At 66.1% G+C, this 26966-nt stretch carries 26 protein-coding genes; 11 read left to right on the top strand and 15 right to left on the bottom strand.

Annotation, left to right across the window (positions count from 1 at the left end):
* Positions 1-417: 417 nt before the first annotated feature.
* Entirely contained in the window at positions 418-1254 is an 837-nt protein-coding gene (locus tag ACWPWT_RS15480) for a DUF4336 domain-containing protein (protein WP_454280431.1), read from the bottom strand.
* 82 nt (positions 1255-1336) lie between these two features.
* On the opposite strand from ACWPWT_RS15480, the gene ACWPWT_RS15475 reads away from it, so the two are divergent.
* From ACWPWT_RS15475 to ACWPWT_RS15450, 6 genes are all read left to right on the top strand, one after another.
* Positions 1337-1726: a DUF4267 domain-containing protein gene (locus tag ACWPWT_RS15475; RefSeq protein WP_454280430.1), complete on the top strand. Its 390-nt coding sequence runs from the start codon at positions 1337-1339 to the stop codon at positions 1724-1726.
* A 140-nt stretch (positions 1727-1866) separates the two neighbouring features.
* A complete protein-coding gene (locus ACWPWT_RS15470; RefSeq protein WP_261270766.1) occupies positions 1867-2226 on the top strand; it encodes a response regulator in 360 nt (119 codons plus the stop codon).
* Between the two features lie 108 nt (positions 2227-2334).
* Complete coding sequence (locus tag ACWPWT_RS15465; RefSeq protein WP_454280429.1) at positions 2335-3339, top strand: SDR family oxidoreductase; 1005 nt, start codon at positions 2335-2337, stop codon at positions 3337-3339.
* A gap of 16 nt (positions 3340-3355) precedes the next feature.
* A complete protein-coding gene (locus ACWPWT_RS15460; protein WP_454280428.1) occupies positions 3356-3580 on the top strand; it encodes a hypothetical protein in 225 nt (74 codons plus the stop codon).
* A 9-nt stretch (positions 3581-3589) separates the two neighbouring features.
* Positions 3590-3790, top strand: coding sequence for a hypothetical protein (locus ACWPWT_RS15455; protein WP_454280427.1), 201 nt, complete (start codon positions 3590-3592; stop codon positions 3788-3790).
* A 26-nt stretch (positions 3791-3816) separates the two neighbouring features.
* Positions 3817-4368, top strand: coding sequence for a hypothetical protein (locus ACWPWT_RS15450; RefSeq protein ID WP_454280426.1), 552 nt, complete (start codon positions 3817-3819; stop codon positions 4366-4368).
* 49 nt (positions 4369-4417) lie between these two features.
* On the opposite strand, the gene ACWPWT_RS15445 is transcribed toward ACWPWT_RS15450, so the two are convergent.
* Both ACWPWT_RS15445 and ACWPWT_RS15440 read right to left on the bottom strand, forming a co-directional pair.
* Entirely contained in the window at positions 4418-6319 is a 1902-nt protein-coding gene (locus tag ACWPWT_RS15445) for a S9 family peptidase (RefSeq protein ID WP_454280425.1), read from the bottom strand.
* A gap of 138 nt (positions 6320-6457) precedes the next feature.
* Positions 6458-7585 carry a hypothetical protein gene (locus tag ACWPWT_RS15440; protein ID WP_454280424.1) on the bottom strand — a complete coding sequence of 376 codons (1128 nt, stop codon included), beginning with the start codon at positions 7583-7585 and terminating at the stop codon, positions 6458-6460.
* Positions 7586-7729: 144 nt separating this feature from the next.
* On the opposite strand from ACWPWT_RS15440, the gene ACWPWT_RS15435 reads away from it, so the two are divergent.
* On the top strand, positions 7730-8632 hold the full coding sequence (locus ACWPWT_RS15435) for a ferritin-like domain-containing protein (protein WP_454280423.1): 903 nt from the start codon (positions 7730-7732) through the stop codon (positions 8630-8632).
* Here the strand turns inward: ACWPWT_RS15435 and ACWPWT_RS15430 are convergent.
* The 5 genes from ACWPWT_RS15430 to ACWPWT_RS15410 form a co-directional block, all read right to left on the bottom strand.
* The gene (locus ACWPWT_RS15430) at positions 8550-9164 is read right to left on the bottom strand and encodes a 4'-phosphopantetheinyl transferase superfamily protein (protein ID WP_454280422.1); all 615 of its coding nucleotides are present in this window, start codon (positions 9162-9164) and stop codon (positions 8550-8552) included. The two genes, ACWPWT_RS15435 and ACWPWT_RS15430, sit on opposite strands and share 83 nt — an antisense overlap.
* A gap of 98 nt (positions 9165-9262) precedes the next feature.
* Positions 9263-9925, bottom strand: coding sequence for a Crp/Fnr family transcriptional regulator (locus tag ACWPWT_RS15425; RefSeq protein ID WP_454280421.1), 663 nt, complete (start codon positions 9923-9925; stop codon positions 9263-9265).
* A 2-nt stretch (positions 9926-9927) separates the two neighbouring features.
* Positions 9928-12150, bottom strand: coding sequence for a GumC family protein (locus ACWPWT_RS15420; protein ID WP_454280420.1), 2223 nt, complete (start codon positions 12148-12150; stop codon positions 9928-9930).
* Positions 12151-12168: 18 nt separating this feature from the next.
* Positions 12169-13497, bottom strand: coding sequence for an outer membrane beta-barrel protein (locus ACWPWT_RS15415; RefSeq protein WP_454280419.1), 1329 nt, complete (start codon positions 13495-13497; stop codon positions 12169-12171).
* Entirely contained in the window at positions 13494-14045 is a 552-nt protein-coding gene (locus tag ACWPWT_RS15410) for a polysaccharide biosynthesis/export family protein (RefSeq protein ID WP_454280418.1), read from the bottom strand. Before ACWPWT_RS15410 ends, ACWPWT_RS15415 begins: the two co-directional genes overlap by 4 nt.
* 378 nt (positions 14046-14423) lie before the next feature.
* Here ACWPWT_RS15410 and ACWPWT_RS15405 point away from each other — a divergent pair, with 378 nt between their 5' ends.
* Positions 14424-15071 carry a sugar transferase gene (locus tag ACWPWT_RS15405; protein WP_454280417.1) on the top strand — a complete coding sequence of 216 codons (648 nt, stop codon included), beginning with the start codon at positions 14424-14426 and terminating at the stop codon, positions 15069-15071.
* Here the strand turns inward: ACWPWT_RS15405 and ACWPWT_RS15400 are convergent.
* The 4 genes from ACWPWT_RS15400 to ACWPWT_RS15385 are packed head-to-tail and all read right to left on the bottom strand — an operon-like array spanning position 15065 to position 19934.
* Positions 15065-16252, bottom strand: coding sequence for a glycosyltransferase family 4 protein (locus ACWPWT_RS15400; RefSeq protein WP_454280416.1), 1188 nt, complete (start codon positions 16250-16252; stop codon positions 15065-15067). The genes ACWPWT_RS15405 and ACWPWT_RS15400 overlap by 7 nt on opposite strands.
* The gene (locus ACWPWT_RS15395; RefSeq protein ID WP_454280415.1) at positions 16249-17433 is read right to left on the bottom strand and encodes a glycosyltransferase family 4 protein; all 1185 of its coding nucleotides are present in this window, start codon (positions 17431-17433) and stop codon (positions 16249-16251) included. The genes ACWPWT_RS15400 and ACWPWT_RS15395 overlap by 4 nt, the downstream gene beginning before the upstream one ends.
* Before the next feature lie 3 nt (positions 17434-17436).
* Entirely contained in the window at positions 17437-18435 is a 999-nt protein-coding gene (locus ACWPWT_RS15390; protein ID WP_454280414.1) for a hypothetical protein, read from the bottom strand.
* Positions 18432-19934 (bottom strand): DUF6418 domain-containing protein, encoded by a 1503-nt coding sequence (locus ACWPWT_RS15385; RefSeq protein WP_454280413.1) that lies wholly within the window; start codon positions 19932-19934, stop codon positions 18432-18434. The genes ACWPWT_RS15390 and ACWPWT_RS15385 overlap by 4 nt, the downstream gene beginning before the upstream one ends.
* A gap of 99 nt (positions 19935-20033) precedes the next feature.
* Here ACWPWT_RS15385 and ACWPWT_RS15380 point away from each other — a divergent pair, with 99 nt between their 5' ends.
* On the top strand, positions 20034-21476 hold the full coding sequence (locus ACWPWT_RS15380) for an oligosaccharide flippase family protein (RefSeq protein WP_454280412.1): 1443 nt from the start codon (positions 20034-20036) through the stop codon (positions 21474-21476).
* Here ACWPWT_RS15380 and ACWPWT_RS15375 read toward each other — a convergent pair.
* Both ACWPWT_RS15375 and ACWPWT_RS15370 read right to left on the bottom strand, forming a co-directional pair.
* The gene (locus ACWPWT_RS15375) at positions 21463-22158 is read right to left on the bottom strand and encodes a hypothetical protein (RefSeq protein WP_454280411.1); all 696 of its coding nucleotides are present in this window, start codon (positions 22156-22158) and stop codon (positions 21463-21465) included. The genes ACWPWT_RS15380 and ACWPWT_RS15375 overlap by 14 nt on opposite strands.
* Positions 22159-22160: 2 nt before the next feature.
* Entirely contained in the window at positions 22161-23345 is a 1185-nt protein-coding gene (locus tag ACWPWT_RS15370; RefSeq protein ID WP_454280410.1) for an acyltransferase family protein, read from the bottom strand.
* A 106-nt stretch (positions 23346-23451) separates the two neighbouring features.
* Between ACWPWT_RS15370 and ACWPWT_RS15365 the strand changes: the two genes are divergently transcribed.
* Entirely contained in the window at positions 23452-24576 is a 1125-nt protein-coding gene (locus ACWPWT_RS15365) for a glycosyltransferase (RefSeq protein ID WP_454280409.1), read from the top strand.
* Positions 24569-25831 (top strand): glycosyltransferase family 4 protein, encoded by a 1263-nt coding sequence (locus ACWPWT_RS15360; RefSeq protein ID WP_454280408.1) that lies wholly within the window; start codon positions 24569-24571, stop codon positions 25829-25831. Before ACWPWT_RS15365 ends, ACWPWT_RS15360 begins: the two co-directional genes overlap by 8 nt.
* On the opposite strand, the gene ACWPWT_RS15355 is transcribed toward ACWPWT_RS15360, so the two are convergent.
* Positions 25791-26930 carry a glycosyltransferase family 4 protein gene (locus ACWPWT_RS15355; RefSeq protein ID WP_454280407.1) on the bottom strand — a complete coding sequence of 380 codons (1140 nt, stop codon included), beginning with the start codon at positions 26928-26930 and terminating at the stop codon, positions 25791-25793. The two genes, ACWPWT_RS15360 and ACWPWT_RS15355, sit on opposite strands and share 41 nt — an antisense overlap.
* Positions 26931-26966: the final 36 nt, after the last annotated feature.

The following is a 26966-nucleotide window of genomic DNA, read 5'->3' as shown; positions in this document are numbered from 1 at the left end:
TATGATATTCCAGTCTGATGCATCGACAGCAAGACGCCGGCCGCAAAGTCCATTATTCTAAAGCATTGGCGCGAAGTGGTGCTTCTCCATCTTGAGCGGACTTCCACCGTATTCGACCGCGCCCTTATGGTACAACGTGCCTTGATCGACTAAGTGCGGCACACTCTTCCGTCCCGGGCAGCGGCATGTGGAGCGAGGCCTATCCTCGGCGCTGTCTGTAGATCGTCGCACCAGAACGATTGCTCTTCTCGACAGACTTTCCCTAGCAATACAAGCCCGGCGGCGGTCCCCGTCATTTCTTGCAGGGCCTGGCGCTCGACGATGCCACGCGTCGGGGCCTCGCTCATGTCAATGGGGATCGCCTGACGTCTATGGTTCGGTAATTCCTATGGCCCGATCCGACAGAGCGACCGTAAGTCAGACCAGCCAGGCGAAAGCGCGACGAAGCCGTGCGGCGCCATGGGCCGCGAAGATGGCACCATGCGCGAAGACGACGCGTGCCGGATCGGTGGCGAGCAACGCCGTGACCGCTTCTTTGGCTTGACGACCGCCGAGGCGAATAGCCGCGCGTACATGAAGCCCGGTGGTTCCGTTGGTGGCCAAGGTCGCCCGCATCACCGCCGCCGTCACCGGGGGCAACTTGGACGGCTCCAGATTTTCGACCAGGTCGGCCAGAACCAGCGTCCGGCTCTCCGAGTGGAGAAACCACGCCTCTTCGAAGCCACCGCCACCGCGCACCACGCCCTGCCGGATCGTGTCGCCCCACGCCTGCGGGGCTTCGTCGCCCAGATCCGCATCGATCCGCACCCCCGCCTTCCGAACGGCAGGCCGATGACGAAGCACGGGCACGGCCCAGTTCGTCGCCTCGGGATAGGCGTCTTGCCAGGCCTTCAGGAACATCCAATGCGCCACGGTCGGCGCGACGAGGTGCTTGATTGGCCCCAGTGCCTCGACTGCCTGCCCCAGCGCGGGGCTATATGGCGTGGGGGAATGAAGCAGGAGGCCGCCATCGTCGAGACGGAGGATGGTCATGCGGATAGGCAATTTCATCCCCATCGCGCTGATCGGGCCGCCGTCGACGATCCAGACATTATCCACCAGCCGCTTGGGCATGTCGACCGGGGGATAGGCAATGGCCGATGCATCCGAGGCCGCGCCCCGCGTCAGCCACCATATGCCCGCCGTCCCAGTCCCGATCGCCGCGCCGAGCAGCAGCTTGCCGCGTCCCGACCATGCCTGTCTGTTCTGTGTCATGGCAGACCAGCGAAGCCATGGAACATAAGTTCCACCAAGCCCTTGTTTCTTATGACGTAAGGTCTTTTCCGGATGCCCATCCATGTGCCGCAGATCCGCTTTCCTGATCCTGACCGGACTTTTCTCGGCCGTTTTCGTGGCCCTGGGAGCAGCCTTCATCTGCCTGCCGGAGCCGGCGTCTGCATTCTATGGAATCCCAAGCCGCGATCCCGCCGCCCTGCTCTATGTCCGCGCCATCGGCTTTCGCGATCTGGCGGTATCGGCCTATCTGATGGGGCTGATGGCGTTGGGGCGGCTTCGGGCTTTGATCATCATACTTGCGGCCACGATCGTCATCCCGATCGGAGACATGGCGCTCCTGATCCTCTCGGGATCGGGCCGAGGGATCCATTATTTTCTGCACGGCGCCAGTCTGTTCTGCTTTGCCGCCCTGGCCTTATGGGGGCATCGGCTCGCCCGCTCATCGGCCTAGGCCGCGTTCCGGCAAATTGCGGATCGGAAAACCGTTTCGGATCCATCAAAAAGCAAAGCCGACCTACGTTATGGCAGGGAATGCCATTCGCTGCTCCAATGACTCGCCGGTGTCGAATCGGCGCCCAGTGGAGATAGGTCATGCCACTCACCAACTACCGGATCCTGGTCGTCGAGGACGAGTATATGCTCGCCCAGGGCCTTCGGTCCGAACTGGAAGATGCCGGTGCCGTCGTGATCGGCCCCGAGCCTTCGGTCGCGTGCGCGCTGACCTGCATCGCGCGGGAGGACCGGATCGACGCCGTGGTACTGGACGTCAATCTCGGCGGCGAGATGGCCTTTCCCGTGGCGGATGAATTGAGCGCCCGGCAAATCCCCTTCCTCTTCGCCAGCGGATATGGCGACGATGTCATCAAGAACCGCTATCCCGGCGTGGTCAACTGCGCCAAGCCCTTCGTCAGTCGACAATTGTTGCGTTCACTCAAAAGCATATTGCATTGATCTTTGCCGTTCGGAGCGGACGAAGATCGCACGGACGGCCAATGTTTTTCTTTGGCAACCAATTTGGATCATACGCGTCCCATCCCTTCAACGGGAAAAGGATGGATGATGGCGAGCACGGCAGTAGTAACGGGCGGCAGCGCGGGCATCGGCCTAGCGACGGCCGAGCGCCTGGCCAAGGCCGGATGGAACGTCGCGATCATTGCGCGGGATACGGCCCGGCTGGAAGAAGCCCGTGCCATGCTGGAGCAACATGGCGGGAAGGTTCTGGCGATCAGTGCCGACGTCGCTGACGCAGCCGCCATCGACGCCGCCGCCGACCGGATCGAACGCGAAATCGGCCCGATCCACGCCTGGGTCAACAACGCCATGTCGACGGTGGTCGCGCCCGCCGACCGGATCACCGCCAGCGAATATGAGCGGGTGACCGCGACCACCTATCTCAGCCAAGTCTATGGGACGCTCGCCGCGTTGCGGCATATGAAGCCGCGCCGGCGCGGCGCCATCATCCAGGTGTCGTCGGGTCTGGGCATTCGCGCGGTTCCACTTCAGGCGGCCTATTGCGCGGCCAAGTTCGCGGTATCGGGCTTCACCGACTCGCTGCGGTCCGAGCTGATCGGCGACAAGGTGCCGGTGACGCTCAGCGTCGTCTATCTGCCGGCCGTGAACACCCCGCAACCCGGATGGGCGCGCAACCACACCGGGCGCGAGCAGATACTGCCCGACCCCCTGTTCGATCCCCGCGTCTGCGCGGAGGCGATCGTCTCCGCCATCGAAAAGCCCCAGCGCGAAATCTGGGTCGGGCGATCGACCTTTCAGATGGCGGTCGCCCAGGCATTGGCGCCGGGCTTCGCCGATCGGCAGGCGAGCAGCTTTGCCGAGGATCAGTTGGGCGATCACGTCGGCGCAAAGACCGGCAATCTCGATGAACCGGTAAAGGGGCCCGCCCGTATCGACGGCGACTCGACCGATCGCGCCATCGACAACCGGCGCGAATTCTTCACCTCGCGGCAGCGTGACCTGCTCAAGCTGGGGATTGCGGGTGGCCTCGCAGGGGCCGGCGCGCTGGCCAGCCTGGGCGTGTCCCGCCTTCTTGCCCGCCCGAACCGCTGATCGACCGGAGGCGATAATGAACGACACGAGCGCACAGACCCGCCGCCGCGAGATCGCGACCGAGCATCTGCTGTTCAAGACGATGGAATATGTCGAGGCGCAGCATCCCGGTCTGCTCGACTTCCTCGAGGCCAGTCTGGACCATCTGGGCGATCCAGCACATGGCACGGACAAGGATGACGGGGCGGTTCGCGAAATTGCCCGCCGCATGATCGTCGGTGCCCGCCGCGAAGGCGGTTGAGCCGCGCGGATGGCGCTGCACTTCGTGGGCTTTCGCGGCGACGAATATGGCCGGGCCGTGCGGCTGTTCGGCGAACCGGACTTCATCCATATCGGCTGGGACAGCTGGGCCCGGCTGGAGGTAGTACCGGGCGATATGGCGGTGTTTGCGAGGGGAACGGCGGAAGACGCGCCGTCCCCCTACGGCTTCCCGGATATTCGCGAAACGTGAATGCCATTTGACGCGTTGCGCTGTCCATGCCAGCCGATCCCGAACAGACCACCACCGTCATCACCAGCCGGGCCATACGCGCTGGCCACGAAGTGGAGTTCGAACGCTGGGTGACGGAGCTGGACCGTCTCGCCCGTGCCGCACCGGGTTTCCGTGCGGCGATCCGTCTGGGACAGACAGCGGGTTTTCAGCATCTGCTTTTCCGCTTCGACGATCGCGAGGCCGCAGACGCCTGGCATAATGACAAGCCGGTCGTCGCGCATGTCGCGGTGGCCGACCGCTTTTCGACCGCGCTTCGTCAGACTGAAACCGGCACCAGCGTCGCGTTCGACCTGCCGAGCGACGCAAGCGCATCCAAGTGGAAACGCTTCGTGACGACATGGCTGGCGGTGTTTCCGGTCTTGCTGGCGATCAGCCTCGCGGTTCGGACGGTCTTGAGGGACGCCCCCTTGCCGCTCCAGCTCTTGCCGTCCTCTTTGTTGCTGACCGCGATCCTGCAATGGCTGATCCTGCCGCGCCTTCAGCGCCATACCCGGTTCTGGTTGCTTCAGGACAGCTCAGGCCGTCTCCAGACCTGACCATAGCGACGGCAGAACCGGGTGATCGCAGAGGACATCCTCCTTGCGGTTACCGGACGGGCTCGCGCAGAAATTGGCCGAACCAGGCAAGCTGCCGCTTCATCACATCGGCAGCCTGGGTCGGTACGCAATGCCCCGCATCGGGATAGATGACGAGGCTGGTCGGCACGTTCTGGCTCTTCAGGGCATTCCACCATTCGACCGACTGGGTGGGCGGCACTTCTATGTCGCGCTCGCCGACATAGATGAAGGTCGGGGTCCGGGCGGTCTTGACATGATAGACCGCCGAGACGTCCTCATAGGCCTGATAATCGTCATAGACGGACTTGCCGAAGAACGGGATCATCCACGTATTGATGCCGTTGGTGCCATAATAGCTGACCCAGTCGGACAGCCCTGCCCCGGCCACGATGGCCTTGAAGCGGTTCGTCTGGGTATTGGCCCACATCGCCATGAACCCGCCATAGGAACAACCGGTCAGCCCCAGCCGTGCTTCGTCGACGGGAGCCAGCTTTTCGACCGCATCGATCCCAGCCAGGATGTCGCGCAGGTCGCCACCGCCAAAGTCGCGCTTGTTGGCCGCCGTGAACGCCTCGCCCTGGCCATAGGACCCGCGCGGATTGGGCAGGAAACGGTAATAGCCCGCGTCCTCGAACGCGCTCGCCAGTCCCTTCTCGATGAAGCGCGGCGTGCTCGCCGCTGCGGGTCCGCCATGGACCTGTACGATCATCGGCGCCTTCGCATCGGGCGTGGCGTTCAGCGGCGACAACAGCCATCCCTGAACGGTAAAGCCCTCATTCGTCCACGACACGCTGCGCGCCTGGACGGCGGGCTGGGCCGCATCATTGTCATGGGTGATCTGCCGCCACGCCGCCGGGCGTCCGGCATAGACGGCAGGCGCATGGGTGAAGTCCTCGACGACGCTGGCCGCCATGTCGCCCGTCGCATTCCAGGCGATCCGCCCGTCTCCGGCGGACAGGCCGACCGGCCTCGCGAACAAGGGGCGGAGAGCCCGGCCGGGCTCGATCGCGACCGCACCCATCTTGTCGTTCTGAAGCGTGGCCGCGCGGAGCCCTCCCTTGGTCCAACTCAGCGAGGTGAAGGTGATCGGCTGCCCCTTGGTCTGGTTGGTCGGCATGCCCCCGGCCAGCGGCACCGTCCAGACATCACCGCCGATCGAACCGAAATCACTCATCAATCCACCGATATAGGCGACGCTCTTCCCATCGGGTGAGACACGCGGCATGTTGATCTGGGTCTCGGGCTTGGCGATCGGTGTGACCGCGCCGGTGGTGGCGTCCACCCGGTCGAGCGTCGCAACCCACCAGTTCGCATCGCCATTCCCCAGTGCCGACGTCACGACCAGCGCCGATCCATCGGGCGTCCAGTCATATTCGTAGATATAGCGTCCCTGCGGCGACAGCGGCGTGACCTTGGCGGTCGCCGCTTCCCCGACGGAGACGACGGCCAGACGCTGTTCGTCATTGGCGACGCCGATCTCACCGACCTGCCGTGCACCCGCCTGCGTCGCGCCGACTTCCTTGGTCGCGCCCAACGTAATCAGCATCGCCACCCGCTTGCCGTCGGGGGAGAAACGGGGCGTGGAGGCCAATCCCTCGACCGTCGCGACAGAACGCACCGCGTCGCCGCGCGCGATCATCAGGGTCACGACGCCCCGGCTGCGATCGCTCGCCAGAAACGCCAAGCCTTCGCCCTGCGGCGCGAAGGTCAAGCCGGAATAGCTACAGGTCGCGCAAGGATCGAGCCGTCGCTCCACCCGACCGTCGCGCGCGGTGCGAACCACGATGCCCGGACGCCCGCCCTCGCCAAGCTCGACCGTGGCGATTTCGCGTCCCGACGGCGCCATCGTCAACCCGGCATAGCGATGAACCGCCGCCTGCGCCGGAAGCGCCATGGCCGAAGCGAGGAGAAGGGCAAGAGGAAGACGCATCGGAAGTCCTTGCATGGCAGCCCTCGCATCGGAGCGGCTTGAGATGGGCATCGTTTAGCGCCGATCGGCAGACCGCCGGGACGCTATGGGCGATGGCTTAATCGACATGCCGACGCACGAAAAGTGGCCCGGACGCGATCAGGCCCCCGTCATGCCGATATAGCGTATCATACTGTCGCCCCCGCTGTTCCGGACTCGAAGCGACCCCAGCCGGGCGCCGCTGGCCGAGCGGACCACCAGGTTGATGTCGTAATCGCTGCAATATTCCAACTGGACCAGGCCGTTCATCGGATTGCCGGGGATGGTGTCCCAGACCTCCCCCGTGACGCGGAGGCCGGTGCAGCGGATAGCCCGTAGGAACTGCCCGTTGCGGCGCCCGCGCAGGGTGACGTTCCGCAGGGTCACGTTGCGGCAGTCGGTCAGATAGGCCGTGGGGCCCTCCTGCGTCGCGGCACCGAAATCCAGATCGGCATTGGCGATGGTGATGTCGGCAATTTCGCAGCCTTGCGCAACGCCGTTATTCTGCATCATCAGCGGGCATCCGGTAGGCCCTTGCGTGATCCGTCCCTTGATACCGCTGAGCGTGATGTTGCGGATCGTCGCCTTGCCCGTGGTCGTGCTGGTGAAGAACTTGATGCAGGAAAAGGCCGCGCTGTCGAGGGTCATGCCGGTCAGCGTAATCCGCTCCATCACCGCATCGATGGACTCGTGGTTTTCGGAGGTGAAGGACAAGGCATCATCGCCGCTGCGCACGACGATGTTCGACCCGCTGACCCGGCTGCACGCGCCGAAGAAATGCAGGCCGTCCGCCCCCGGACGATTGACGCCCGAGAACAGCTTCAGGCCGTTGAGGTGCCCGCCGGTCGAATTCTTGACCTCCATCCCGAAACCGGTGAGCGGTCCGGCGGTCTGGACGCCGATGACGGTGAAGCCATCGGTGCCGACAATTCCCAACCCCTTGCGCGTGGCACCCGCCGGATCGGAGTCGCTGCCCATAAAGGCGCCGCCCGAACCGATGATGGTGACGTTCGACATGCGCCGGCCCGAGCGGTTGGTCAGGCAGTAATGCGTGCCCACGGCGGGACCGTGATCGTTATATAGATCGCCCGCCACCAGGATGCGGGCATTGCTGGCATAGCCCAGCCCGGTGGATAGCAGCCGGTGTCCGCCCGGCGGAATCGTATAGGCACTGCGGGAGGCGGAAGCGGCGTCGAGCGCGGTCTGAAGGGTGCCGGTCATATCGGCAAGGCTCATGGGAACGGTCATCGGCGCCCCCTAGAGCGCGTCGGTGGAGAAGTTCCAGAAGGGATAGAAGAAAATCCAGATTTACTACATCATTTGATGTAGTTAGGCGGCATTCTTGCGCTTGTTAATCTTGCGTCAAGGAGTTCGGCCAAAGGGCACGCGGCCATGAAAAGCCTCGACCTTTCCCGTGATCGCCGCCATGTCCTGCAACTTCTGACCTCGCTTTCCGCCGGTGCCCTGCTTGCTGGATGCGGCGGGGGTGGCGGCGATGATCCGATCGTTGCCGCACCGCCTGTTGCGGCCGTCCCGCCACCCGCCACTCCAGCGCATCCTTTGAGCGTGCCCCTGACCCTCGCCTATCTGGGGGGGCAGTATTTCTCCTATGCGTCGCGCGGTGCCGGACTGCCCCAGGTGCTGACCGGCCAGGGAGGGGCAGTGTCCGGCGGCCGGTCATTGGCCTTTGCCGACCCGATAGTCGGCCGACTGGCGGCGGATCTGGTGGATGACAAGGCCGCGCATATCACCGCCCTTCGCGCGCAGATCGGCACGGCGGCGGCGAGTCAGCCCGCAATCGATTTGTCGGCGTCTCCCACGGGTGCCTTTTCGCTCGCCGCCCGCCGCGCCGGGATCATCGCCGGGGGCGAGAGCTTCGATCCCTATGCGGACGACAGCCATTTCCTGATCGGCGCGCTCTTGGTGGAGAATGCGGTGGCGGCCACCTATCGTCGGTTGCTGCTGGCCAAGCCGGAGGCGTCCATTGCCGCGACCGTCGCCGCGCATCTGGGCGACTCCATCTATCATGGCGGCGTGATCCGCGCGCTGCTCGATGACCGGGCCACCGCCGATCCCGCCATCGATGCGATGCTCGACAAGATCGGCGTGATGCTGGCAACCCTGGACGGCACGAAAAGCGGCGACCAGGTCTTGCCCGGTGGCGACATGACGAGTTCCAACCTGCTCGACGCCGGAGGCCGCCCCATCCCCTTCACCCGCGCCGATCGACAGGTGCTGACCGCGCTCTATCTGTCGGACAGTGGCCCAGGGGGATTCCTGCCGCAGGGGGCATGACCGGCCCGGCATGATAGGCGACGGCGCATATCAGATCGTCCCGGCGATAAAGCCGGAAGTCCCATCCGGCATCGCATCCGGGCAGGTCGAGCCGAATCCGCCCCGCCCGGCCGTGAAACACCAGCCGGTCGAGCGGCAAGGCGAGCCCGACGCCCAGCGCCTTGCCATAGGCTTCGCGCAGCACCCAGTGGCAGGCGAGTTCGGCCATCGGGTCGGACGAGGCGATAACCATCCGACGTGCGCCATCCGCCAGCCACGGGTCATCCGGGCTGGCGTTCAGCGCGACGCGGGCGACGGATTCGATGTCCAGACCGATCCGCCCACGCCGCGCCCATGCCGCGGCATGGTACTCCGAGGCCTTGCTTCGGCTTATGGCCACCGATCCGCTGGCCAAGCGGGCGGTCACCATATCCCGGCCCTGGGCCGACGCAGCGAAAACCATCGCCAGTCCCCGCCCCAGATCGGCCCTGCTGCCGTCGTTCACCGCCAGGGTGGTCAGGCAGGGCAGCAGCGGGCCGAGCCGTTCAACCATCCCCGACCTGACTGGTCGGATCCACCCGATCCGCCAGCAGGGCGAGCCGCGCGAAATCCTCGATCGTCACCACCCCGCCGCGTATCGCGGCCAGCTTCTCACGCCGGAGCTGCGAGACGATGCGGGTTGATGTGCACCAGGCTCAGGCCCAGCAATTCGCCGAGCGTGTCCTGGGTCAGCGGCATGGGATAGGTGCCGTTATGGACGAACCCGATCACCGACAGGCGATGATGGAGTTCGAGCAGCAGATGCGCCGTGCGCTGCAATGCGCTTTGACACCCCAGACGAACGACATGATCGAGCAGGGCCGTCTCCTCGCATCGATCGATCGCGGCCAGCGCCCGGACGATGCCGGGATGATCCTGAGGCTGGTGGCGGACCGCATGGATCAATCGGCCAATGCCGATGGTGCGGACCGGGGTCAGTGCCACGACCGGATTGAGCGCCAGCGGACGCCGCTCCCCCCGGTCGCCCATCATGTCGCCGGGCAGCAGCAGCCCCAGCATCTGGCGGCGGCCATCTGGCAAAATGCGCGGGCGACAGGCCCAGCCGCCGACGATCAGCCTGGCATGGGGGCTGCCATCGTCGTGCGGACAGATGCTGGTGCCGGCGGCATGGTTCTTGGGCTGCTCCGCCAGCGAAAGCACCAGTTCCACTTCATGCGGCGCGAGCGGCGAAAACACGCGCAGGCGGTGAAGCAGCAATTCGCTGGTGATCGCGCGGGTGGGCACGGGCTGATGGCGCAACGCGAGGCTGGCCATGATCAATTCGCATAATAGTTGTGATAGGCCCCCATGAACTGCGCCGGGTCGCCATAGCCCGAGCGTGCCAGCGCATGGAGATCGATCCGGCTGAGTGCCACGCCGGTCATCTTCACCCCCAATGTCTGAAGCAGATGCACCGCCATCTCGACCGCCGCATCGGGCGTCTTGCGCCAACGGACCAGCAAGACGGTCGAGTCCGCTTTCTTTGCGACCAGGCGCCCGTCGACCACGGGCAGGACGGGCGACGCGTCGAAGATCACCACATCGAACTGCGCCTTCAGATCCTCGATCAGGGCGTCGAAGCTGCCATTGCCCAGCGCCGCCGATCCGCCCAGCCCCGCGCGCAGCATCGGCAGGATGGTGAGCGGCGAGTCCAGATCGCGGATCAACGCCTCGGCCAGCGGCGCCTCGCCCTCCAGCACCTGTTGTAGCCCGACGGCGGGACGCAGGCCTAGGGCATTGGCGATGCTGGGGTGCCGCATGTCCGCGTCGACCAGCACGGTGCTGACCCCGCTCATCGCCACGATGCGGGCCAGGCCGATCGCCGCCGTAGTCTTGCCTTCGTTGGGCAGCGCGGAAGTCAGCGCGATCGTCCGCACCGTCCCCGCCGCCGCAGATTGCAGCACGGATGCGGCGAGGTTGCGATACCCCTCGGCATAGGCGGAGCCCCCGTGATCGACCAGTGCGCTGATCGGGTCGCTGCCGCCGATATGGCGGACCGCCGAATGAAGCGTCGGTAGCCCCGCCAGATAGGGAAGCTGCAACCGCCCCTCGACATCCTCCAGCGTACGGATGCCGCGATCCGTGCCCTGCCGCATGAAGACGACGCCCAGGCCCGTCGCCACCGCCAGCAGCGCGCCGACCAGCATGTTGATCGGTCGATTGGGCGAACTGGGATGGACCGGTACGGCCGCCAGGCTGGCGATGCGCGCATCCGACTGGCTGGAGGCACCCTGCACCCCGATTTCGTTCAGCCGGGTCAGAAGCTGGGCATAGCTTTGATGTGCTGTGTCCGAGCGAAGTTGAAGCCCGCCAAGCGCGATCGAAGCGACATTGTTGGTCACGACCTGCGACCGGGCCCCGGCGGCACTGCCCGCCAGCGAGGCGGTACGCCGGGCGGCCACGTCACGCTGCGCCTCCAGATTGGAGATGGTACGCTTGATTTCCCCCTGGATTTGCGAGTCGATGTCCGCGACCTGACGCTGTGCCGCGGCGAGCGGCGGATATTTGGGCCCGTATTTCCCGCCCAAATCGGCGACCTGCGCGCTGACCAGCGCGCGCTGGCTGCGCAATTGCTGGATTACCGGCGACCCGAGCGCCTCGCCCAAATCGTCGCCGGCCGAGCCGCGTGCCAGTTGCTGACGGGCGGTTTGCAGGCGGGCGCTGGCCTCCGCCTCTCCCGCGCGGGCAAGGGCCACCTGGCCATCGAGCGAGGAGAGCTGCTGCTCCGCGATGGTGCCGCCCTGCACGCTCATCAGATTGTGCGCCACCTTGTACCGGCCAAGCGCGCCATCGGCCTCCTCGACTTCGCGACGCGCATCGTCGAGCTGGCTGCGCAACAGGCTGGCGGCGGCGTCCGACCCTTCGCGCTTCACCGCCCCCGATTGGGTGACGAAGCTTTGCGCATAGGTGTTGACGATCGCGGTGGCGAGTTGCCGGTCGGGATGCTCGAAGGACAGGCTGAGCATGAAGGTCTGCGCATTGCGGTGAACCTGGATCCCGCTTGCCAGCCGGTCGATCGCCGCATCGCGCCGGGCGGAGGCGGGCAAGGATGGCACGGTGCGAGCCAGCCCGGGAATGCGGTGGAGGGGTGAGGGATTGTGGACCAGCGCGGCGAAGCGTGTCTCCTCCGCCAGCCCCAGCCGATCGACGACCAGTGCGGCCAGCGTCCGGCTCTTCAACAACTCCACCTGCGTATCGACGCTGGAATCGGCGGCCGGGTCACTCAGCGCGCTTGTCCGCTCCGATCCGATCTCGGCGGGGTGCGGTGCGATGACCAGCGTCGCGGTCGCGGTGTAGCGCGGCGTTTGCAGCCATGTGTAGGCGGATACGAGGAGCATGATCCCGCCCGCTACGGCCAGGAACAGGGTCAGGTGACGGCGATAGGCCTTGATCAGGTCCATCAGCCCTGTCTGCGGCTTGGGCATTCGGTCGAGATAGGCGGGCATCGAACGCGCGCCGTCCAGCGCGGCGTTTTCGTAACGGATCGGCAGGCTAGCCATCGCTCGTTCTCCCGTTTCTCATCGTTGAAGGGTCAGCGTCGCCGAGACGCGATGATCGTCGAAATTGGTCACCCCGGCCCAGCAGGTGCAATTGCGCGAAAGGTAGCGATAGCCGAGGCGCGCATTCCAATGGCTGCGCGACAAATAGGTCAGGCTGGCATCGACAAAGGGAAGCGAGTCCCGCCGGGGCAGTCCGCGATAGGTGTCGCGGTAATAGCCGCCCTCAACCGACGCGATCAGATAGCGGCGAAGCTCATGGTCGGATCGGAGCGATCCGCCGCGGTGCAGGAAGCCGCCGGTGCCGGGCACGCCGCTATCCTGCACGCTGCTCTCGGCAATGGCGGTCAGCGTCCAGAGCCGGGTCGGGGCATAAGCGACACGGGCCAGCGCCCCCAGCCCGGATATGGGGCGTATCGCGGCCAGATCGAAATCCTGCCGGATATAGCCGACCCGCACATCGCCGCGGATCAGATCGGTCACCTCGAAGCTCGACCCGACATACAGGCCATAGCCCGTGGAATCGCGGGACCCGTTGGGGGCGAGGCGGAAGTCGATCTTGTTGATGCTGGCCGCCCCATAGATCGAGAAGGCAGGGCTGATCGCCCTCTCGATCCGGATCAGCGCCTGATACCGGGTACGATCCCGGTCGCGCGTGAACAGCGTGCCGCCGCCGATGGCGGGCGCATCGCGAAAGCGCAGGTCGGCGACATCGGCACGGAGGACGACGCGGGTGTTCGCCTCCTCGATCGTCGCGCCGCCATAGGCATTGAACGCGTTATATTCGAGCGGCTTGGCGGCGTCGATCGGCGAGTCCGCGGCAAAGCGGGGATTGATGAAGGAGCCATAGCTTGCCCCCGCCGTCAGGCTGCTGAGCGCACCGATGGCGACGCTGCCCTCCAGCCCGGCCAGTCCCTCCTCGCTATTCTCGCTGCTATGCCGGACATAGCGCCGCAGGTCGCTGCGGCCATAGGCCGTCACCTGATAGGGGCCGACACTGGTCCGCACGGTCACTTCCGGCCGCACGACCAGCGCGAAATCGCTGCGCCTGTTGTCGTTGTTGGCGAACACATTGGACGTGAAGAGCCCGCCGACCGATACCGCCGGAAACACATCGAACGCCCCGACCGTGATCCCCTGCGCCGTAAAGGCCGGCAGCGCGCGGTCGGCGACGCCCATATCGCGATCGCGGGCAAAGGCCGATCGTCCGTTCGTCGGCACCGGCTCAGGCGGGACGACGACCGTGCGTGCATCCTGCAAAAGCTGTGCACCGCCGGGGGCCGTACTCGCCCCCGCAGCGATCAGGAGTGCCAGCCGCGGCCCCCGTCGTACCGCGATCGCACCGATCAAAACCAGCGTTCCTTAATCCGTATCGTATCGCCCGGCGCGACCAGCGTGGTCGCGGTCACCGTTTCTGCGACCTCGGCATCCTGGCCGACATGTTTGATGAACACCTGCTTGGTCTTGGCGCGATAGGTATAGCCCCCCGCCTGCGCCACCGCGCCCAGCACGGTCAGGCCGTTGGCGAAGGGATATTGGCCCGGCTTGTTGACCTCACCCAGGATATAGAAGGGCCGGGTAGTCAGAATCTCGACGGCGACGCGCGGATCTTTGAGGTAGCCGTCGGCCAGCCGCGCGACGATCCGATCCTGCAACTGGGTCGAGGTCAGTCCCCGTACGTCCACCTCGCCGATCAATGGCAGGGCGATCAGCCCGGAGCCCGCAATGGTGAACTCACCGCCCAGCGCGGGGTCGCCGAACACGACCACCCGCACCCGGTCCCCACCCGACAGGACATAATTATAGATGGGAAGGTTCGTGGCGGTACTGGTCTTGGACGACCGGGTGTTTTGCCCACCGACCACCGATACGGGGCAGATGGCCATCAGGACCGTCATCAGACATGCCGCACCCCTACGCGATACGCCGTTGCGCATACGTCCTCCTTTGACGATGTCTCACCGTTTTAGAATTATCGATTGCGTCATGCGGCGGCACGCTGCCGACAAAGTTAAGCTATGTTTGCAAGCTTCCGTAGCTCAGATCGGCATGTAATCCGCTGAATACGCCTTTTTAACGATCTGTTAATCATATTAGTCATCGGCGATTTACAAACACTAACCTGCTATACGGTTCTCTTCGATTGTCGGGAGGATTTTTGTCTTTTGATGCATTGAGAATGGTCGCCGCGATTTCGGCGATCGGGCACATCAAATGATTGGCGAAAGGGGGGCTCCGGCGCGTTGCGTGCTCGCATCCTCAAAAGGGGAGTTACCATGCGACTCGACAGCCATCACGCCTCCATTCTCCGACGTCGCGCCCTATTTTTACAGGTGATCGACATCGGCCTCGCCTTCTTCGTCCTGGTCCTGGTATCGCCGCTCATGCTGGCCGTCGCGTTGCTGATCCGGCTGGAAAGCGGTGGCACGGCGCTTTACGGCCACCGCCGCTACGGCAAAGATGGTCGCACCTTCCTGTGCTACAAATTCCGCTCGATGGCGCTGGATGCGGATGCCCGGCTCGCCCGCCTTCTCGCCAGCGATCCCGACGCGCGCATCGAGTGGCAGCGCGACCACAAGCTGCGCCACGATCCGCGCGTGACGCGGATCGGTCGCTTCATCCGCAAGACCAGCATCGATGAACTGCCCCAGCTCTTCAACATCCTTCGCGGCGAGATGAGCCTGGTCGGCCCGCGCCCCATCGTCGCGGCCGAAGTGCGGCGTTATGGCCGCCATTTCGTGGCCTATTGCTCGGTCAGGCCCGGCATCACCGGCATCTGGCAGATCAGCGGACGTAATGACACCGGCTATCGCCGGCGGGTCGCGATGGACTGTCTGATGGCCCGCCACATGTCGCCGCGCCTTTACGCCCGCGTGCTGCTCGGCACCGCGCGCAGCGTCGTTACCGGTCAGGGCGCTTACTGAAGCAGGTCGGCATAGACCTGGGCGAAGGCCCGCGCGACCGCTTCGGGGGTCGTGCGGGCGACCACCCGCTCGCGCCCCTCGGGCGGTCCGGGGCGTCCGCCCTCCAGCACCGCACGCATGCGGTCCGCCAGCGCCCGAACATCACCCGGCGGCACCAGCCATGCGTCATCGGCGATGATCTCGGCAATCCCGCCGCTCCGCGCGCCGATGACGGGCACATGCGCCTGATAGGCTTCCAGCACGGTGCGCCCCAACGGCTCTGCCCATAGGGACGGCGCGACGAGGCAATCGATCCGGTCGAACAGGGCCTTGGGCGTTTGGAACCCGATGAATTCCACCGGCAGATTCTCGGCCAAGGCCCGATAGGGCTCGATCGGCCCCAATGCCTTGCCCGCGATCAACAGGCGCCAGCCGGTCGGCGGCAAATGCCGAACCGCCTGCAACAACGTATCGACGCCCTTTTCCGGGCTGATCCGACCAAGATAGCCAAAGGTCACCGGCCCCCGAAGCGGCGGCTTGATATAGTGTGGCCCCACTCCCTCAACCCGCGCGGTGTTCCAGATCACCCGCCGCCGCGACACGGGCACTTGCCGAAAAAAGCCGTAGCGGAGATGGCGTGACAGCACCTCCTCCCCCACCGCCGTCACCGCCGAGACCAGCCGCTGGTCGAACTGCTTGGCAAAGGTAAGGACACGGCATTTCAGATGCCGTCCGGCGCATGGCCCAGTCTCGCGATACATCGAGCTGGCCGCGCAAAGCAGGTCGAAATCGCGCAACGTATGCACGATCGGAATGCCCCGTGCGCGTGCCGCGTGCCAGACGCGGGTCGAAATATCGACCATCGAATGGGTATGCACGATCGTGGGCCGAAAGCGGTCCAGCACCTCGCCGAAGCGGCGCTCGATCGCGAAATTGGCCTGTTGCTTGAACTTGGCCCATTCCCGCTGGCGCGGGCTATAGGCCAGCCAATCCTCCAGCCAGAAGTCGTTGCCGTGCGGCATGCGAAAGACGGTGACGCCGTGTCGTTCCTCCTCCACCGCCTCGCCAGGCGTGAGGCAGGCGGCCGCCACGTCCCAGCCATCCGCTGCCTGCGCCTCGGCCAGCATGCTGACCGACCGCTCTGCGCCGCCGACGATATGGGGTGGATAAAGGCTCGACAGATGCAGGATGCGAGGCTTCACGCCATGACATCCGCGTAGAGCGAGTCGTACGCGTCCAGCATCCGATCGGGGGTCACGACCGACAACACACCCTCGAACGCGCTTGGCGGCGGCAAGGCCGCCCGACCGGCTCGCATCACCGCCATCATCCGCTCGGCCAGGGCAGCGAGATCGCCCGGCGGGACGAGCCATTCCTCGCCCACCGCGCCGACCAGATCGACGAGCGCGCCGAGTTTCGATCCGATGACCGGCACCGACTGGGCGAACGCCTCGACCACCGTCAGCCCGAACGGCTCGCGCCAGATGGACGGCACCACCAACAGGTCAATGCCGCGCAAGAAAGCGGCCGGATCGGTAAAGCCCAGAAATGTGACCGGCATCCCTTCGGCCAGCTTCCGATAGGCGGCATCGCCCTCCTGTGCGCGACCCGCGACCCGCAACTGCCACCCGGACCCAGGCAACAGGTGGCACGCCGCAAGCAGGGTCTCGATCCCCTTTTCGGGGACCAGTCGGCCCAGAAAGCCGAAAACGAAATCGCCGGTCCTGGGTGTATGCCGATGATTGGGGGAGGTCTCGACGCCGTTCCAGATCACCCGTGCCCGTGTCCCGTCCATATCCGCGAAGAGGCCGAAGCGCCGATGCTCGTCCAGCACCGGTTGCGAGACTGCCGCGACCGCGTCGATCCGGCGCGCGAACCGCGCCTTCCAGGCGCCGGTGATCCGACAAGCGGCATGTTGCCCGTCGCAAGAGCGACCGTTGCGGAACATGGTCGCGCGCGAACAGATCAGGTCGTAGTCATGCAGCGTGTGGACACTCCGCGCGCCGCTGCCCGCGATCGCGGACCAGATCATCGGCGGCAGTTCGACCATCGAATGGGTGTGGACGATGTCGGGCCTGAAGCTGCCGATCGCCCGCGCCACATCGGCGGTGCAGCGATAATTGACCATCTGACCCAGCTTGTTCGCGGTCCGCATCGGACGGGGTGCGGCGAAGACCTCCTCCATCCAGACGAGGTTGCGGCTTCGCTGTGGCAGGACGGTCACGCCGTGACGCTCGCCGGGGGCCTGGGCGTCCCGCGAGAGATAGGCCGCGCCTACCTGATGTCCGCGCGCGACCTGCGCCTCGGCGAGCATCGCGACGACCTTTTCCGCGCCGCCGACGACATGCGGGGGATAGACCGAACTGATATGAAGAATGCGCATCGCTCAGCCTTCCATGAACCGGTGCGCGAAACGCGCGGTGAGCGACAGATAGCGGTCGCCATATTCAGTGGAGGGTTCGATCTCCGAACCCTCATGCCATTCGTTGAAACTGGTCACGAGCACCCAGTCGGCCTCGTGGCGGATCGCGGCATCCCAAAGGAGGCGATAGGTCGCGCCGTCATGACGGTCGACCGTCGGGCGCGGTGCGGGACGGCCGGGTACATGCGTATCATCGAAGCCGGGAATGACCGTCGCGCAGAACAGCCTCCCCCCCGTCTTGCCCCGCCATTCCGGATAGGTCCGGTTGGCCCAGGCCGTTATCTGCGGCGGCGTCATGCCCTTCAGATAGGGAGCAAGGACATAGACATGGATGCCATCCATGAAGGGGGCCCAAGCCGCGAAGTCCTGGGTCTCGCGCGGCGACACGTCACCGATCAGAAAGGCCCGCCCCGCCGCCTTTCGCCAGTCCCGCGCGGGCAGGTCGCGCAGCGCTTGCAGATAGAGGAACAGCACGGGCCGATCCTGCACCCGCAACCAGGCGGGATGGCCGCCATAGCTTCGGGTCAGATAGGCGATGTCGCGCGCCGCGCCGCTTGCGCACTCTTTCTGTTGCTCGAGATAGACGGTGACATGCAGGCCGGCGGCCTGCGCGGCGGCAAGGATCATCGGCATCGCCTTGTCCTCGAACGAATCCTTGCCCCACCAGCTGACGATCAGCGCCGTGATCCTAGCGGCCCTGGCCTGTGCGATATGGGTGTGAATGACCTTTGGGTCGTGGCTGTCGTAGAAGCCCAGAATGGGATGGTTCAGCGTCGGGCTCTGCCGCGGCGCCTCGCCATGCGGGCCCTGCCAATGGACCCATCGCCCGCTCGTTTTCGGGTTGCCATACCAGGGATAATAGAAGGCCAGCACCTGTCGCGGATAGCGCCGCGCCGCCGCCAGTCCCGGCGTCGCCGAGAGCGCCAGCCCGCCCCCGAGGATCAGCCGCCGCGTGACCCTCATGCCGTTCCCCTCGCCGCGAACATCGCCGCTCTGGTCCGGTCCCAATAGGACAGGATCTGCGCCCGATTGACCGCGAGCAGGACGATCTCGATCGTTACGAACAGCAGCAAGCGGTTGATCTGCCCCGGCGCGGCGATGGTCCAGAGCGAGGCCTGTTGCGCCGAGAAATAGACCTGGAGGAAGGTCCAGACCGCGAAGAACAGGCTGAGCGGAAAGCCGGACGCAAAGGCCCGGCGGAGATACAAAGCGGCGAACGCCACCAGCAAGCCCAGAAACGCCATGACCGCCGCAACACCGGCATAGCCGAACATGACCAGCGCCATCGCTTCTGTGCCCATGGTCAACTGAACCCAGCCGCCATTCTTGCGGAAACTGGCGGCCAGCTTGGCGGGTGCATAACGCTGGATGAAATAATAAGTCTCGACACCATTGGCGAAGGCCGAGGCGGGCGGCGACTTGTCGCCCAGCGCATCGAGGTTCCGGTCAACCAGATGCGCATCCCACTGCGTCATCCGGCGTGCGTCACGGGTCGCGACGAACCAGAGTTCGCCCTGTCCCGCGATTCGCTCGCCGACCAGCGTGACGGTGCGGTCGAGCGGCAAACGGCCATAGCCCGAATAAATAAACAGTGTTGCGCCCAGCGCTGCGCACAGCAGCGCCACCACCGGCACGGCCAGCCTCATCATCGTGCCGGCCAGACGTCCCTGCCGCGCGAGCAGCAACGGCATGGCGAAGAAGGCGACCTCGGCCAGGATGGTGAAGAACTTGTCGCCGAACAGGAAATAAAGCCCGGTCAGCCCCAGAAAGGTCAGGATCGCCGCCGTCTTGAGCAGCGGCTGGTATCGCGGCGCAAAGGCAACCGCCCCCAGCATCGCGGCGAACAGGAACTTGTTGTCGAGCAGGATCAGGACCAGCCCGCTGCTATATTCGCGGCGATAAAGAAACCGGTCCACCCCGGCGAGCAATGGGAAACCGCCTTGCAGCCCGTGCAGGAAAGCCAGTCCGCCCAATGCCATGCATAGCCCGACCACCGGCCAGCCGAGCCAGCCCACCAACCGATCCAGGAGCGGCGAGCGCGCATAGGCGAGGAACCACCGCTCCATCCGGGCAAAGACCAGCGCGAAGATCAGGAAGAACAAGGCGGTGAAGGCGACGAAGGATGCACTGGCGTCCCCCGCCTCCCCTGCCCGGTTGACCTCGGGCATGTAGGCCCCCGCTTCGATCACGAACAACGATACCAGGGTCGCGCCGCGCGTGATGACCAGCGGGAGAAGTAGGATCAATCCCGCCGCGCTGATCCGCCCCACCACCAGCAGCAACGCCACGAAAAGCAGCAGCGACAGACCCGAGAACAGCGTGCTGGGCAGCGCCGCCGCCAGCGCCCAGTTGAGGGCCAGCGCGGCGGCCAGCGCCACCATCGCGCCCAGCGGCAGCGGACGCGGCCCCGGACCATCGCGCTCCATCGGCGTGGCGACGCCGCCCTTTGTCGAGATGCCCATGTCGCCGAGCTTACGCCACCGCCTGTCCCCCATTGCCTCAAATGAGGCATGGCCTGGGGCCGCGCCATGGTCAGGGCATGGGCAAGCGGGGAGATCGCCATGCTTGCCAAGAACATGCTCTCGATGTCGGGGCTCAGCCTGTATCGCAACGCCGTTCAGTTCGGGATGAACATCGTCATCGCCGCCTTCGTCCTTCCCGGCGATTACGGACTGATCGTCTTCACCACGCCCTTCCTTGTGCTGATCGCGATGCTGACCGATCTGGGGATGACCAGCGCCATCACTCGCGCCCCGACCCTTTCGCGTGACGAGGCGGGGGCGGCGATGGGGGCGATGATCGCCGGGGGCGTGGGCTGCGCCGGGTTGCTGGTCGCAGGGGCTTGGCCGCTGCAACAGGCGATCGGCATGGCGGGGCTGGCCCCGGTCATGGCGGGGATGGCGGGCGTGGTCGTCCTTTCCATCCCCGCCGCGACCCCGCGCGCGCTGATGGAGCGGGAGCTTCGTTACGCCCGGATCGCGCAGATCGAGGCCGCCGCCATCGCCATCGCCGCCGCCGCCGGACTGGCCGCGGCGTGGCAGGGAGCGGGCGTCTGGTCGCTCGTCCTCTACAATCTGTTGGTACAGGCGATGCGGGTCGCGGCGTTCTGCTGGTCGACGCGCCGGGAGTTACGGCCGAATTTGCGCTTCGGGCAACTGAGCGGGCTGTTGTCGTTCGGCACCTGGGTGCTGGCGAACAACATCCTCAACTTCCTGGCGCGGAACAGCGACAATCTGCTGATCGGCGCATGGCTGGGGTCGGCGGCGGTTGGCGTTTATGGGCTGGCCTATCAATTCATGCTGGCACCGCTGATGGCGATCACCTGGCCGACCAGCGGTATCCTCCTCTCCACCCTGCGCGGCGAAGACCCGCATGGGCCCCGAACCCAGGCAACGGTGGAGGGCGTATTGTCCGCGACGGCGCTGATCGTCACGCCCGCGATGATCTATCTGACCTTCGGTCTGGCCTTTCCGGTGCATAGCCTCCTGTCCGGCCATTGGGCGGCGGTGCCCGCAATCGTCGCCTGGCTGGCCCCGGCGGGGGCGTTGCAGGCGATCGCGTCGTATAACGGGGCCCTGCTGATGATCGCGGGGCGAGTGCGCGCGCAATTCCTGTTGAGCGTCGCCAACACCGCGATCCTGATCGCGACCTTCGTCCTCGCCCTGCCGCATGGCCTGATGGCGATGGTCCAGGCCTATACCGCCGCCATCTCGCTGCTCAGCCTCGTTTTCCTGGCGATGACCGTGACCCTGACCGGGTTGACCCCGGACAGGCTCGCAAAGGCGCTGGCCCCTGCCCTTCTGGCGACCGGCGCGGGTGTGTTGGCGGTCGCGGTCACCAGCGGCACGCATCCGGGCAGTTGGACGGGTTGGATCGGGGCGACCGCGATATATGGCGCGACGGTGCTCGCCAGCTATGCCGCGCTTCACCTGCATGTCCGGCGCACGCTCTCCGCGCTGCTGGCACGCGGCACGGCGCCGGAGACGGCGGTTACAGGAAGGTAGCCGGCAGGAATCGTCCGCCCGCGAAGACGACCTGCGTTTTGGCGGCTCGCACCACACCGACACCATAGGCAATCCGATCCGCCTGAAGCCGGGCATGGATCGCCGACACCGTGTCCTGCTCGCCGTCGCGTTCGGCATCGTCGAGGATCAGCGCGAAGTCGGGCGGCAGATCCTCCAGCATCGCCATGACACCGGCACGGGAATAGCTGGGCGTACCACGCGGACCGTCGCACACGATCACCTCGAACCGCCGCCCGACCTTCGCCGCGGCCCAGTCATAGGTCGCCATTGCACGTCCGCCGACCTGACGCGTGGTCAGCGGCGTCACCAACACCTCATGAGTCACCTGTGCGGCGATGCGCTCACCCCAGGCGACGTCATTCTCCAGCGTCAGCACCTCGCCGACCAGCCCGCGTCTCTGCAGCATCGCCCAGAGCAGGCTGCTCTGCCCCGCCCCGACATCGAGGACGGACGTGGGCCGGAACTCCAACCCGATCCGCAGGATCAGATAAAGAAGACTGTAATTGGCCGCCCCACCGGTGGGGAAGAACCGGTCCCGCTCCCCCAGCATTGCCAGCTCGCGCAGGAACAGATCGCGATAGATCGCCTCCAGCCCCGGCTCCGGTGCGAAAGCGTCGGCTCGTCCGGTCCAATTGCGCAATCGATGGCGCAGGCTCTGCATCGTCACTCTCCTGAATGCGCCGCGACGGTTCGCGGCAAGGGCGGGACCGCGCGCGATAAGCGACGCGCGAGTTCGGCGGTCATGGGCCGCTCGATCCAGCGATGGACGCACAGCGCGATGCCAAGCGCCACGGCAACCATGAACAGCACCAATTGCCACCCCTCGACACCGCGCGCGAAAGCCAGTTTCTGCACCAGCTTTTCGGTCACGATCAGCGCGAACGGGTGGAAGAGATACAAGGAATAAGAGGCATCTCCCAGGTGCGAAACAGGCCTTAGGAGGCGCAGCATCGCCGGTTCCGGGCCCAGCACCGCAGCCGCCAATATCGCCGCGATCGGCAGCCCGGCGCACAGCACCCGCGGCCAGCCATTGCCCACGGTCACGCCGATGGGCCCGTTGAAGATCCGGAACGGATCGGCCACCAGAAGGCCGACGCCGACCAGCGCCAGGACCAGACGAACGCCGCTCGAAAGCCTCACCTCCCGCCCCGCCAGCGCACCGACGATCAACCCCAGCCCGAAGTCGAGAATGATCGGTCGCGTCCAGAACCAGAGCGGCGACGGCCCCGGCGCGATCATGCCGATGACGACGGCGACCGACAACAGGCCCCCGACCGCCGCCAGCGCTCGCCGACGGGCCAGCGGCACGACAAGCGCGAACAGCGCATAGAAGAACATCTCGTAATTGAGCGTCCAGCCGAGATCGAAGACCGGAAAGAACCGCCCGTCGCTATAGGTGTCCGCCGGAAAAAACGCATAGGAGGCGAGGATCGCCCCCATGCCGGGGAAAGGATCGCCGCCCTTCAGCGCCGCCGCCGCCAGCAGTATCAGGAACAGCGTAGTCACCAGCCAATAGAGCGGCACGATCCGCACCAATCGCCGCCGCAGAAATTCGCCGCGAGCCCCCTGCCGCCCGAACAGGCGAGTCGAGGCGTGGACCATGATGAAGCCCGACAGGACGAAGGACAGATCGACCCCCGCCCCCCATGGCATGACGGTCGACCGGGCGAAGCGCTCGCCCGATGCGGCCATGAGCCGTCCGGCCGCGCTTTGGCTATGGCCGATCACGACCATCAGCGCCGCGATCCCGCGCATCGCCTGGACGGTCCACAAGGTCCGCCGCGTCGGCACCACCCCGACCGGATGAACCGCCCCCTCCATTCCTCCTCCGACATCATAATGCGTCATGCGCCATCCGATCACGCCGGGCCTCGCACGGTCACGTCAAATGATGGGGTTGCCGCCGCGGGCCATGGTTAGGCCCTGGGTCATCACCGGCTTTTCGGAGGGCATGATGAGGATTCTTCACATTGCCGAGTCCGCGCAGGGCGGGGTTGGGACCTATCTGACGGAAATCCTGTACGATCAGGCGCGGCGCTATGGCGCGGAACATGTCCGCGCGCTGGTCCCCGCACAGCATGCCGCGCATCTGAGCGGGGTCGACCGGCGAATGCTGATGCCCTGGCGGCGGCGCCATCGTTCGATCTTCGGCATGATGTCGCTGGCCGCCGCGATCCGGCATGCGATCCAGCGGTTCGAACCGACCATCGTCCATGCGCATTCCACCTTCGCGGGCGCGGTGCTGCGGCTGATGTACGGGGCCTGGGGACGCGCGCCCTTCCGCATCGTCTATTGCCCGCATGGCTGGGCGTTCGATCGACGATCATCGGCGTGGAAACGGCGTCTGGTCGAGGGGATCGAACGCCTGCTCGCCCCCGCCGCCGACCGGATCGTGCTGATCTCCGACCATGAACGGCGCGAGGGAACGCGGATCGGTATCGCCCCTTCCTCGCTGACATTGGTCCTGAACGGTATCACCGACCTGCATAGCGAACGCCCAGCGCGTTGGCAGGATGAGCGGGTTCGCGTGCTGTTCGTCGGGCGACTCGATGCGCAAAAGGGTTTCGACACATTGCTCGATGCGGTCGAGCCGATCCAGGACCGCGTCGCGGTACGGGTCATCGGCAAGGCCGTGGCCGGTCCCGCCACCGCCCCGCGCAAACGCAGCCCGCAGATCGAATATCTGGGCTGGCGTTCCCTGTCCGAGGTCGCGACCGAGATCGCCGCCGCCGATGTCGTCGTCGTCCCCTCGCGCTGGGAGGGTTTCGGCCTCGTCGCGCTGGAGGCGATGTGCGGGCGCTGCGCGGTCGTCGCCTCGGACGTCGGGGGATTGCGGGAGATCGTGGTCGATGGAGAGACCGGCTATCTCGTGCCGCCCGACAATCCGGCGCGGCTGATGCGGACGCTCGCCCGCCACGATCGTCCGACCTGGCGCGCCATGGGTGCGGCGGGGCGCGCCCGTTACGAAGCAATGTTCACCGCAGGGCGGATGAACGCTGAACTGGCGGCCCTTTATGCCGAATTGTCGCTGATACCCCGAGGCGGGCCGAGCGGGCTGGGGCGGGTGGCGCATGCGTAAAGGGCGGGTCGTCCTGCTGTCCGATTATATCGGCGGTGAGGGGCCGGGCAGCGGCGGAGCCGGTCATGCTGCGCTGGACAGTTATCGTGCGCTGCGAGCGGCGGGCGCGGACGTCCATGCCGTTGCGGGCTTCGGCGGCAATGCGGGGATCGAGCCCGGTCGGTTCAGCGACCTGCGCGGCGGCGACCTGCGTGGCGGCGGCGCCGGATCGATGCTGCGCACTATCTACAACTCGCGCGCCAACGCCGCGCTGGCGAGCGAATTGGCGGGGATGGATCGCGACACGACGCTGGTCATCCTCCATCAATGGACGCGCTATCTGTCCCCCGCCGGAGTGCGCATCGCCAGCCGCTTTCCGACCATGGTCTATATGCACGACTATTTCTGGGCGTGTCCGAACGGCATCTATTACGACTTTCGCCAGGGACAGCCCTGCGCCCGGCGGCCGATGAGCGGACATTGCCTGACGACCAACTGCGACCGACAGGGTCGGGTGCAGAAGCTCGGCCGCCTCGCGCGGCACGCCGTCCGGCAGATGTCGATCCCGGTTGCGCGCGACCGTCGCCTCTTCCTGCACCTGTCCGAACATGCGCAGCGAACCGCCATGCCGCTGCTGCCCGATCAGCGCCATGCCGTGCTCTACAATCCCCTACAATTCCCCGACGCCGGGCCCGCCACCGCGCCGAAACCGGCCTATGATGTCGGCTATTTCGGGCGGCTGGAACCGGACAAGGGCGTCGCGCTGCTCGTCGAGACGCTCAGGGCGACGAGCCGGACGGGCTTGTTCGTCGGCCAGGGATCGCTGGAGCCGCTGCTCGGTACCACACAGGGGATCACCCATCGGTCATGGCAGCCGCGCGAGGAAATGGCGGCGGCGATGCGATCCTGCGCCGTCGTCGTCCTGCCCTCGCTGTGGAACGAGACCTGGGGGCTGATCGTCCCCGAGGCGATGGCGGCCGGCGTGCCGGTGCTGGTTTCGGCCCGCGCGGGCGCGGGTGAGTTGGTCCGCCGGTTCGGCGGCGGACAGCTATTCGATCCGGGGCAGCCCGACCTGTTCGCCGCGCGCCTGGACCATATGCTGGGCTCGCCCCCCGCCCCGACGCGGCGGCGGGAGGAACTGCGCCAGTTCCTGTCGCCCGAACGTCATGCGGCGCGCCTCTTCCAGCTGGCGGAGAGCCATTTCGGTCTCGACCTGCGCGGGGCCGATCGTCGCGTCAGGGCGTCAATACCCTGTTCAATATCTCCGCCAGCCTGATGCCCGCCGCCGCCCAGGTGAACTGCCCGCCACGTTCCCGGCCGGCGGCAATCCTGGCAGCACGCCGGTCCGGCTCCCGCAGGGCCAGGACGGCGCCGACCCATTCGCCGACATCGTCCATTCCGGCATAGATCACGGCGTTGCGACACACCTCGGGAATGGCCCCCGCCGGGGCCGCGACGACCGGACAGCCACACAGCATCGCCTCGACCGGGGGCAGACCGAAGCCTTCGGTGCGGGAGGGGTAGAGCAGGCAATGCGCGCCTTCGTACAGGCCGCGCAGACCGGCATCGTCGACCCCGCCGACGAACACCGCGCCCGCTGGCGGCCGCAACCCGGCGGCCTCCAGCGTCCGGCGTGAAGGACCGACCACAACCAGCGGCATCGCGGCCAGTCGCGGATCGTCAAAGGCGGCAAAGACGATGCGTACATTCTTATAGGCAGAGGCAGATCCGAACATCACGGCATAGGCGCCGGGCACCAGATCATGTTCGACCAGCACCGACCGATCGGCCGGAACGTCCAGAATATGGTCCGCCCCGTTATGGACCACCTGGGTGCGCGCGGCAGGGGCGATGCCGAACGTCGCCAAGCTGTCACGCGCATAGTCGGATACGGTCAGCACGACCCGGCTCGACCGCGCACCCCGTGGCACGAGCAGCCGGTATCCCCAACGCAATCTCGGCGCATAGCTTTCGGGCGACAGCAAAAATTGCGCGTCATGCACCATCGTCACTTTGCGCGAGTGCCATCCCGGCGCGAGGTTGGCGAAGCTGGCCAGCACACCGCCACGCGCCGCGAAAGGCAGGATCGCCTGCTCCCAATATTGGCTATGGCCGCGCCGCTGGGGCATCGGGGTGATCGCGGCGAAGCGCGGGGCCCAATTGGCCCCCTGCGGCAGAAGCAGCCGCATGTCCCATCCCGCCGGAGCCGCCCCCGCGATCGCCAGCGCATCGAGCTCGCGCAGCAGCCGGTCCGCCACCCGGTGAACCCCGTTCGTCCCGCCGGAATAGAATTTGCCGTTGAGGAAGAGCTTCGGCCGCCCAGCCCCTGCCTCTTCGCGGGGTAGCGCATCGCGGGAAAGGGAGGGAAACACCATGGTTCCCGCCTAGCCGCCATGTTCCCTCTGCAATGC

The organism is Sphingomonas sp. Marseille-Q8236 (assembly GCF_965112005.1).
Note: the sequence above shows the minus strand (reverse complement) of the source record. Positions and strands in the feature narration are given on the sequence as shown.

What these genes read in the sequence shown, in the direction of transcription:
- ACWPWT_RS15480 (WP_454280431.1), bottom strand. Translation starts at nt 1,254, where the DNA reads ATGACACAGAACAGACAGGCATGGTCGGGACGCGGCAAGCTGCTGCTC.
- ACWPWT_RS15405 (WP_454280417.1), top strand. Translation starts at nt 14,424, where the DNA reads ATGCGACTCGACAGCCATCACGCCTCCATTCTCCGACGTCGCGCCCTA.
- ACWPWT_RS15455 (WP_454280427.1), top strand. Translation starts at nt 3,590, where the DNA reads ATGGCGCTGCACTTCGTGGGCTTTCGCGGCGACGAATATGGCCGGGCC.
- ACWPWT_RS15410 (WP_454280418.1), bottom strand. Translation starts at nt 14,045, where the DNA reads ATGACGGTCCTGATGGCCATCTGCCCCGTATCGGTGGTCGGTGGGCAA.
- ACWPWT_RS15445 (WP_454280425.1), bottom strand. Translation starts at nt 6,319, where the DNA reads ATGCGTCTTCCTCTTGCCCTTCTCCTCGCTTCGGCCATGGCGCTTCCG.
- ACWPWT_RS15375 (WP_454280411.1), bottom strand. Translation starts at nt 22,158, where the DNA reads ATGCAGAGCCTGCGCCATCGATTGCGCAATTGGACCGGACGAGCCGAC.
- ACWPWT_RS15430 (WP_454280422.1), bottom strand. Translation starts at nt 9,164, where the DNA reads ATGGTTGAACGGCTCGGCCCGCTGCTGCCCTGCCTGACCACCCTGGCG.
- ACWPWT_RS15465 (WP_454280429.1), top strand. Translation starts at nt 2,335, where the DNA reads ATGGCGAGCACGGCAGTAGTAACGGGCGGCAGCGCGGGCATCGGCCTA.
- ACWPWT_RS15355 (WP_454280407.1), bottom strand. Translation starts at nt 26,930, where the DNA reads ATGGTGTTTCCCTCCCTTTCCCGCGATGCGCTACCCCGCGAAGAGGCA.
- ACWPWT_RS15385 (WP_454280413.1), bottom strand. Translation starts at nt 19,934, where the DNA reads ATGGGCATCTCGACAAAGGGCGGCGTCGCCACGCCGATGGAGCGCGAT.
- ACWPWT_RS15435 (WP_454280423.1), top strand. Translation starts at nt 7,730, where the DNA reads ATGAAAAGCCTCGACCTTTCCCGTGATCGCCGCCATGTCCTGCAACTT.
- ACWPWT_RS15425 (WP_454280421.1), bottom strand. Translation starts at nt 9,925, where the DNA reads ATGGCCAGCCTCGCGTTGCGCCATCAGCCCGTGCCCACCCGCGCGATC.
- ACWPWT_RS15475 (WP_454280430.1), top strand. Translation starts at nt 1,337, where the DNA reads ATGTGCCGCAGATCCGCTTTCCTGATCCTGACCGGACTTTTCTCGGCC.
- ACWPWT_RS15395 (WP_454280415.1), bottom strand. Translation starts at nt 17,433, where the DNA reads ATGCGCATTCTTCATATCAGTTCGGTCTATCCCCCGCATGTCGTCGGC.
- ACWPWT_RS15365 (WP_454280409.1), top strand. Translation starts at nt 23,452, where the DNA reads ATGAGGATTCTTCACATTGCCGAGTCCGCGCAGGGCGGGGTTGGGACC.
- ACWPWT_RS15440 (WP_454280424.1), bottom strand. Translation starts at nt 7,585, where the DNA reads ATGACCGTTCCCATGAGCCTTGCCGATATGACCGGCACCCTTCAGACC.
- ACWPWT_RS15450 (WP_454280426.1), top strand. Translation starts at nt 3,817, where the DNA reads ATGCCAGCCGATCCCGAACAGACCACCACCGTCATCACCAGCCGGGCC.
- ACWPWT_RS15420 (WP_454280420.1), bottom strand. Translation starts at nt 12,150, where the DNA reads ATGGCTAGCCTGCCGATCCGTTACGAAAACGCCGCGCTGGACGGCGCG.
- ACWPWT_RS15470 (WP_261270766.1), top strand. Translation starts at nt 1,867, where the DNA reads ATGCCACTCACCAACTACCGGATCCTGGTCGTCGAGGACGAGTATATG.
- ACWPWT_RS15380 (WP_454280412.1), top strand. Translation starts at nt 20,034, where the DNA reads ATGCTTGCCAAGAACATGCTCTCGATGTCGGGGCTCAGCCTGTATCGC.
- ACWPWT_RS15390 (WP_454280414.1), bottom strand. Translation starts at nt 18,435, where the DNA reads ATGAGGGTCACGCGGCGGCTGATCCTCGGGGGCGGGCTGGCGCTCTCG.
- ACWPWT_RS15370 (WP_454280410.1), bottom strand. Translation starts at nt 23,345, where the DNA reads ATGACGCATTATGATGTCGGAGGAGGAATGGAGGGGGCGGTTCATCCG.
- ACWPWT_RS15360 (WP_454280408.1), top strand. Translation starts at nt 24,569, where the DNA reads ATGCGTAAAGGGCGGGTCGTCCTGCTGTCCGATTATATCGGCGGTGAG.
- ACWPWT_RS15460 (WP_454280428.1), top strand. Translation starts at nt 3,356, where the DNA reads ATGAACGACACGAGCGCACAGACCCGCCGCCGCGAGATCGCGACCGAG.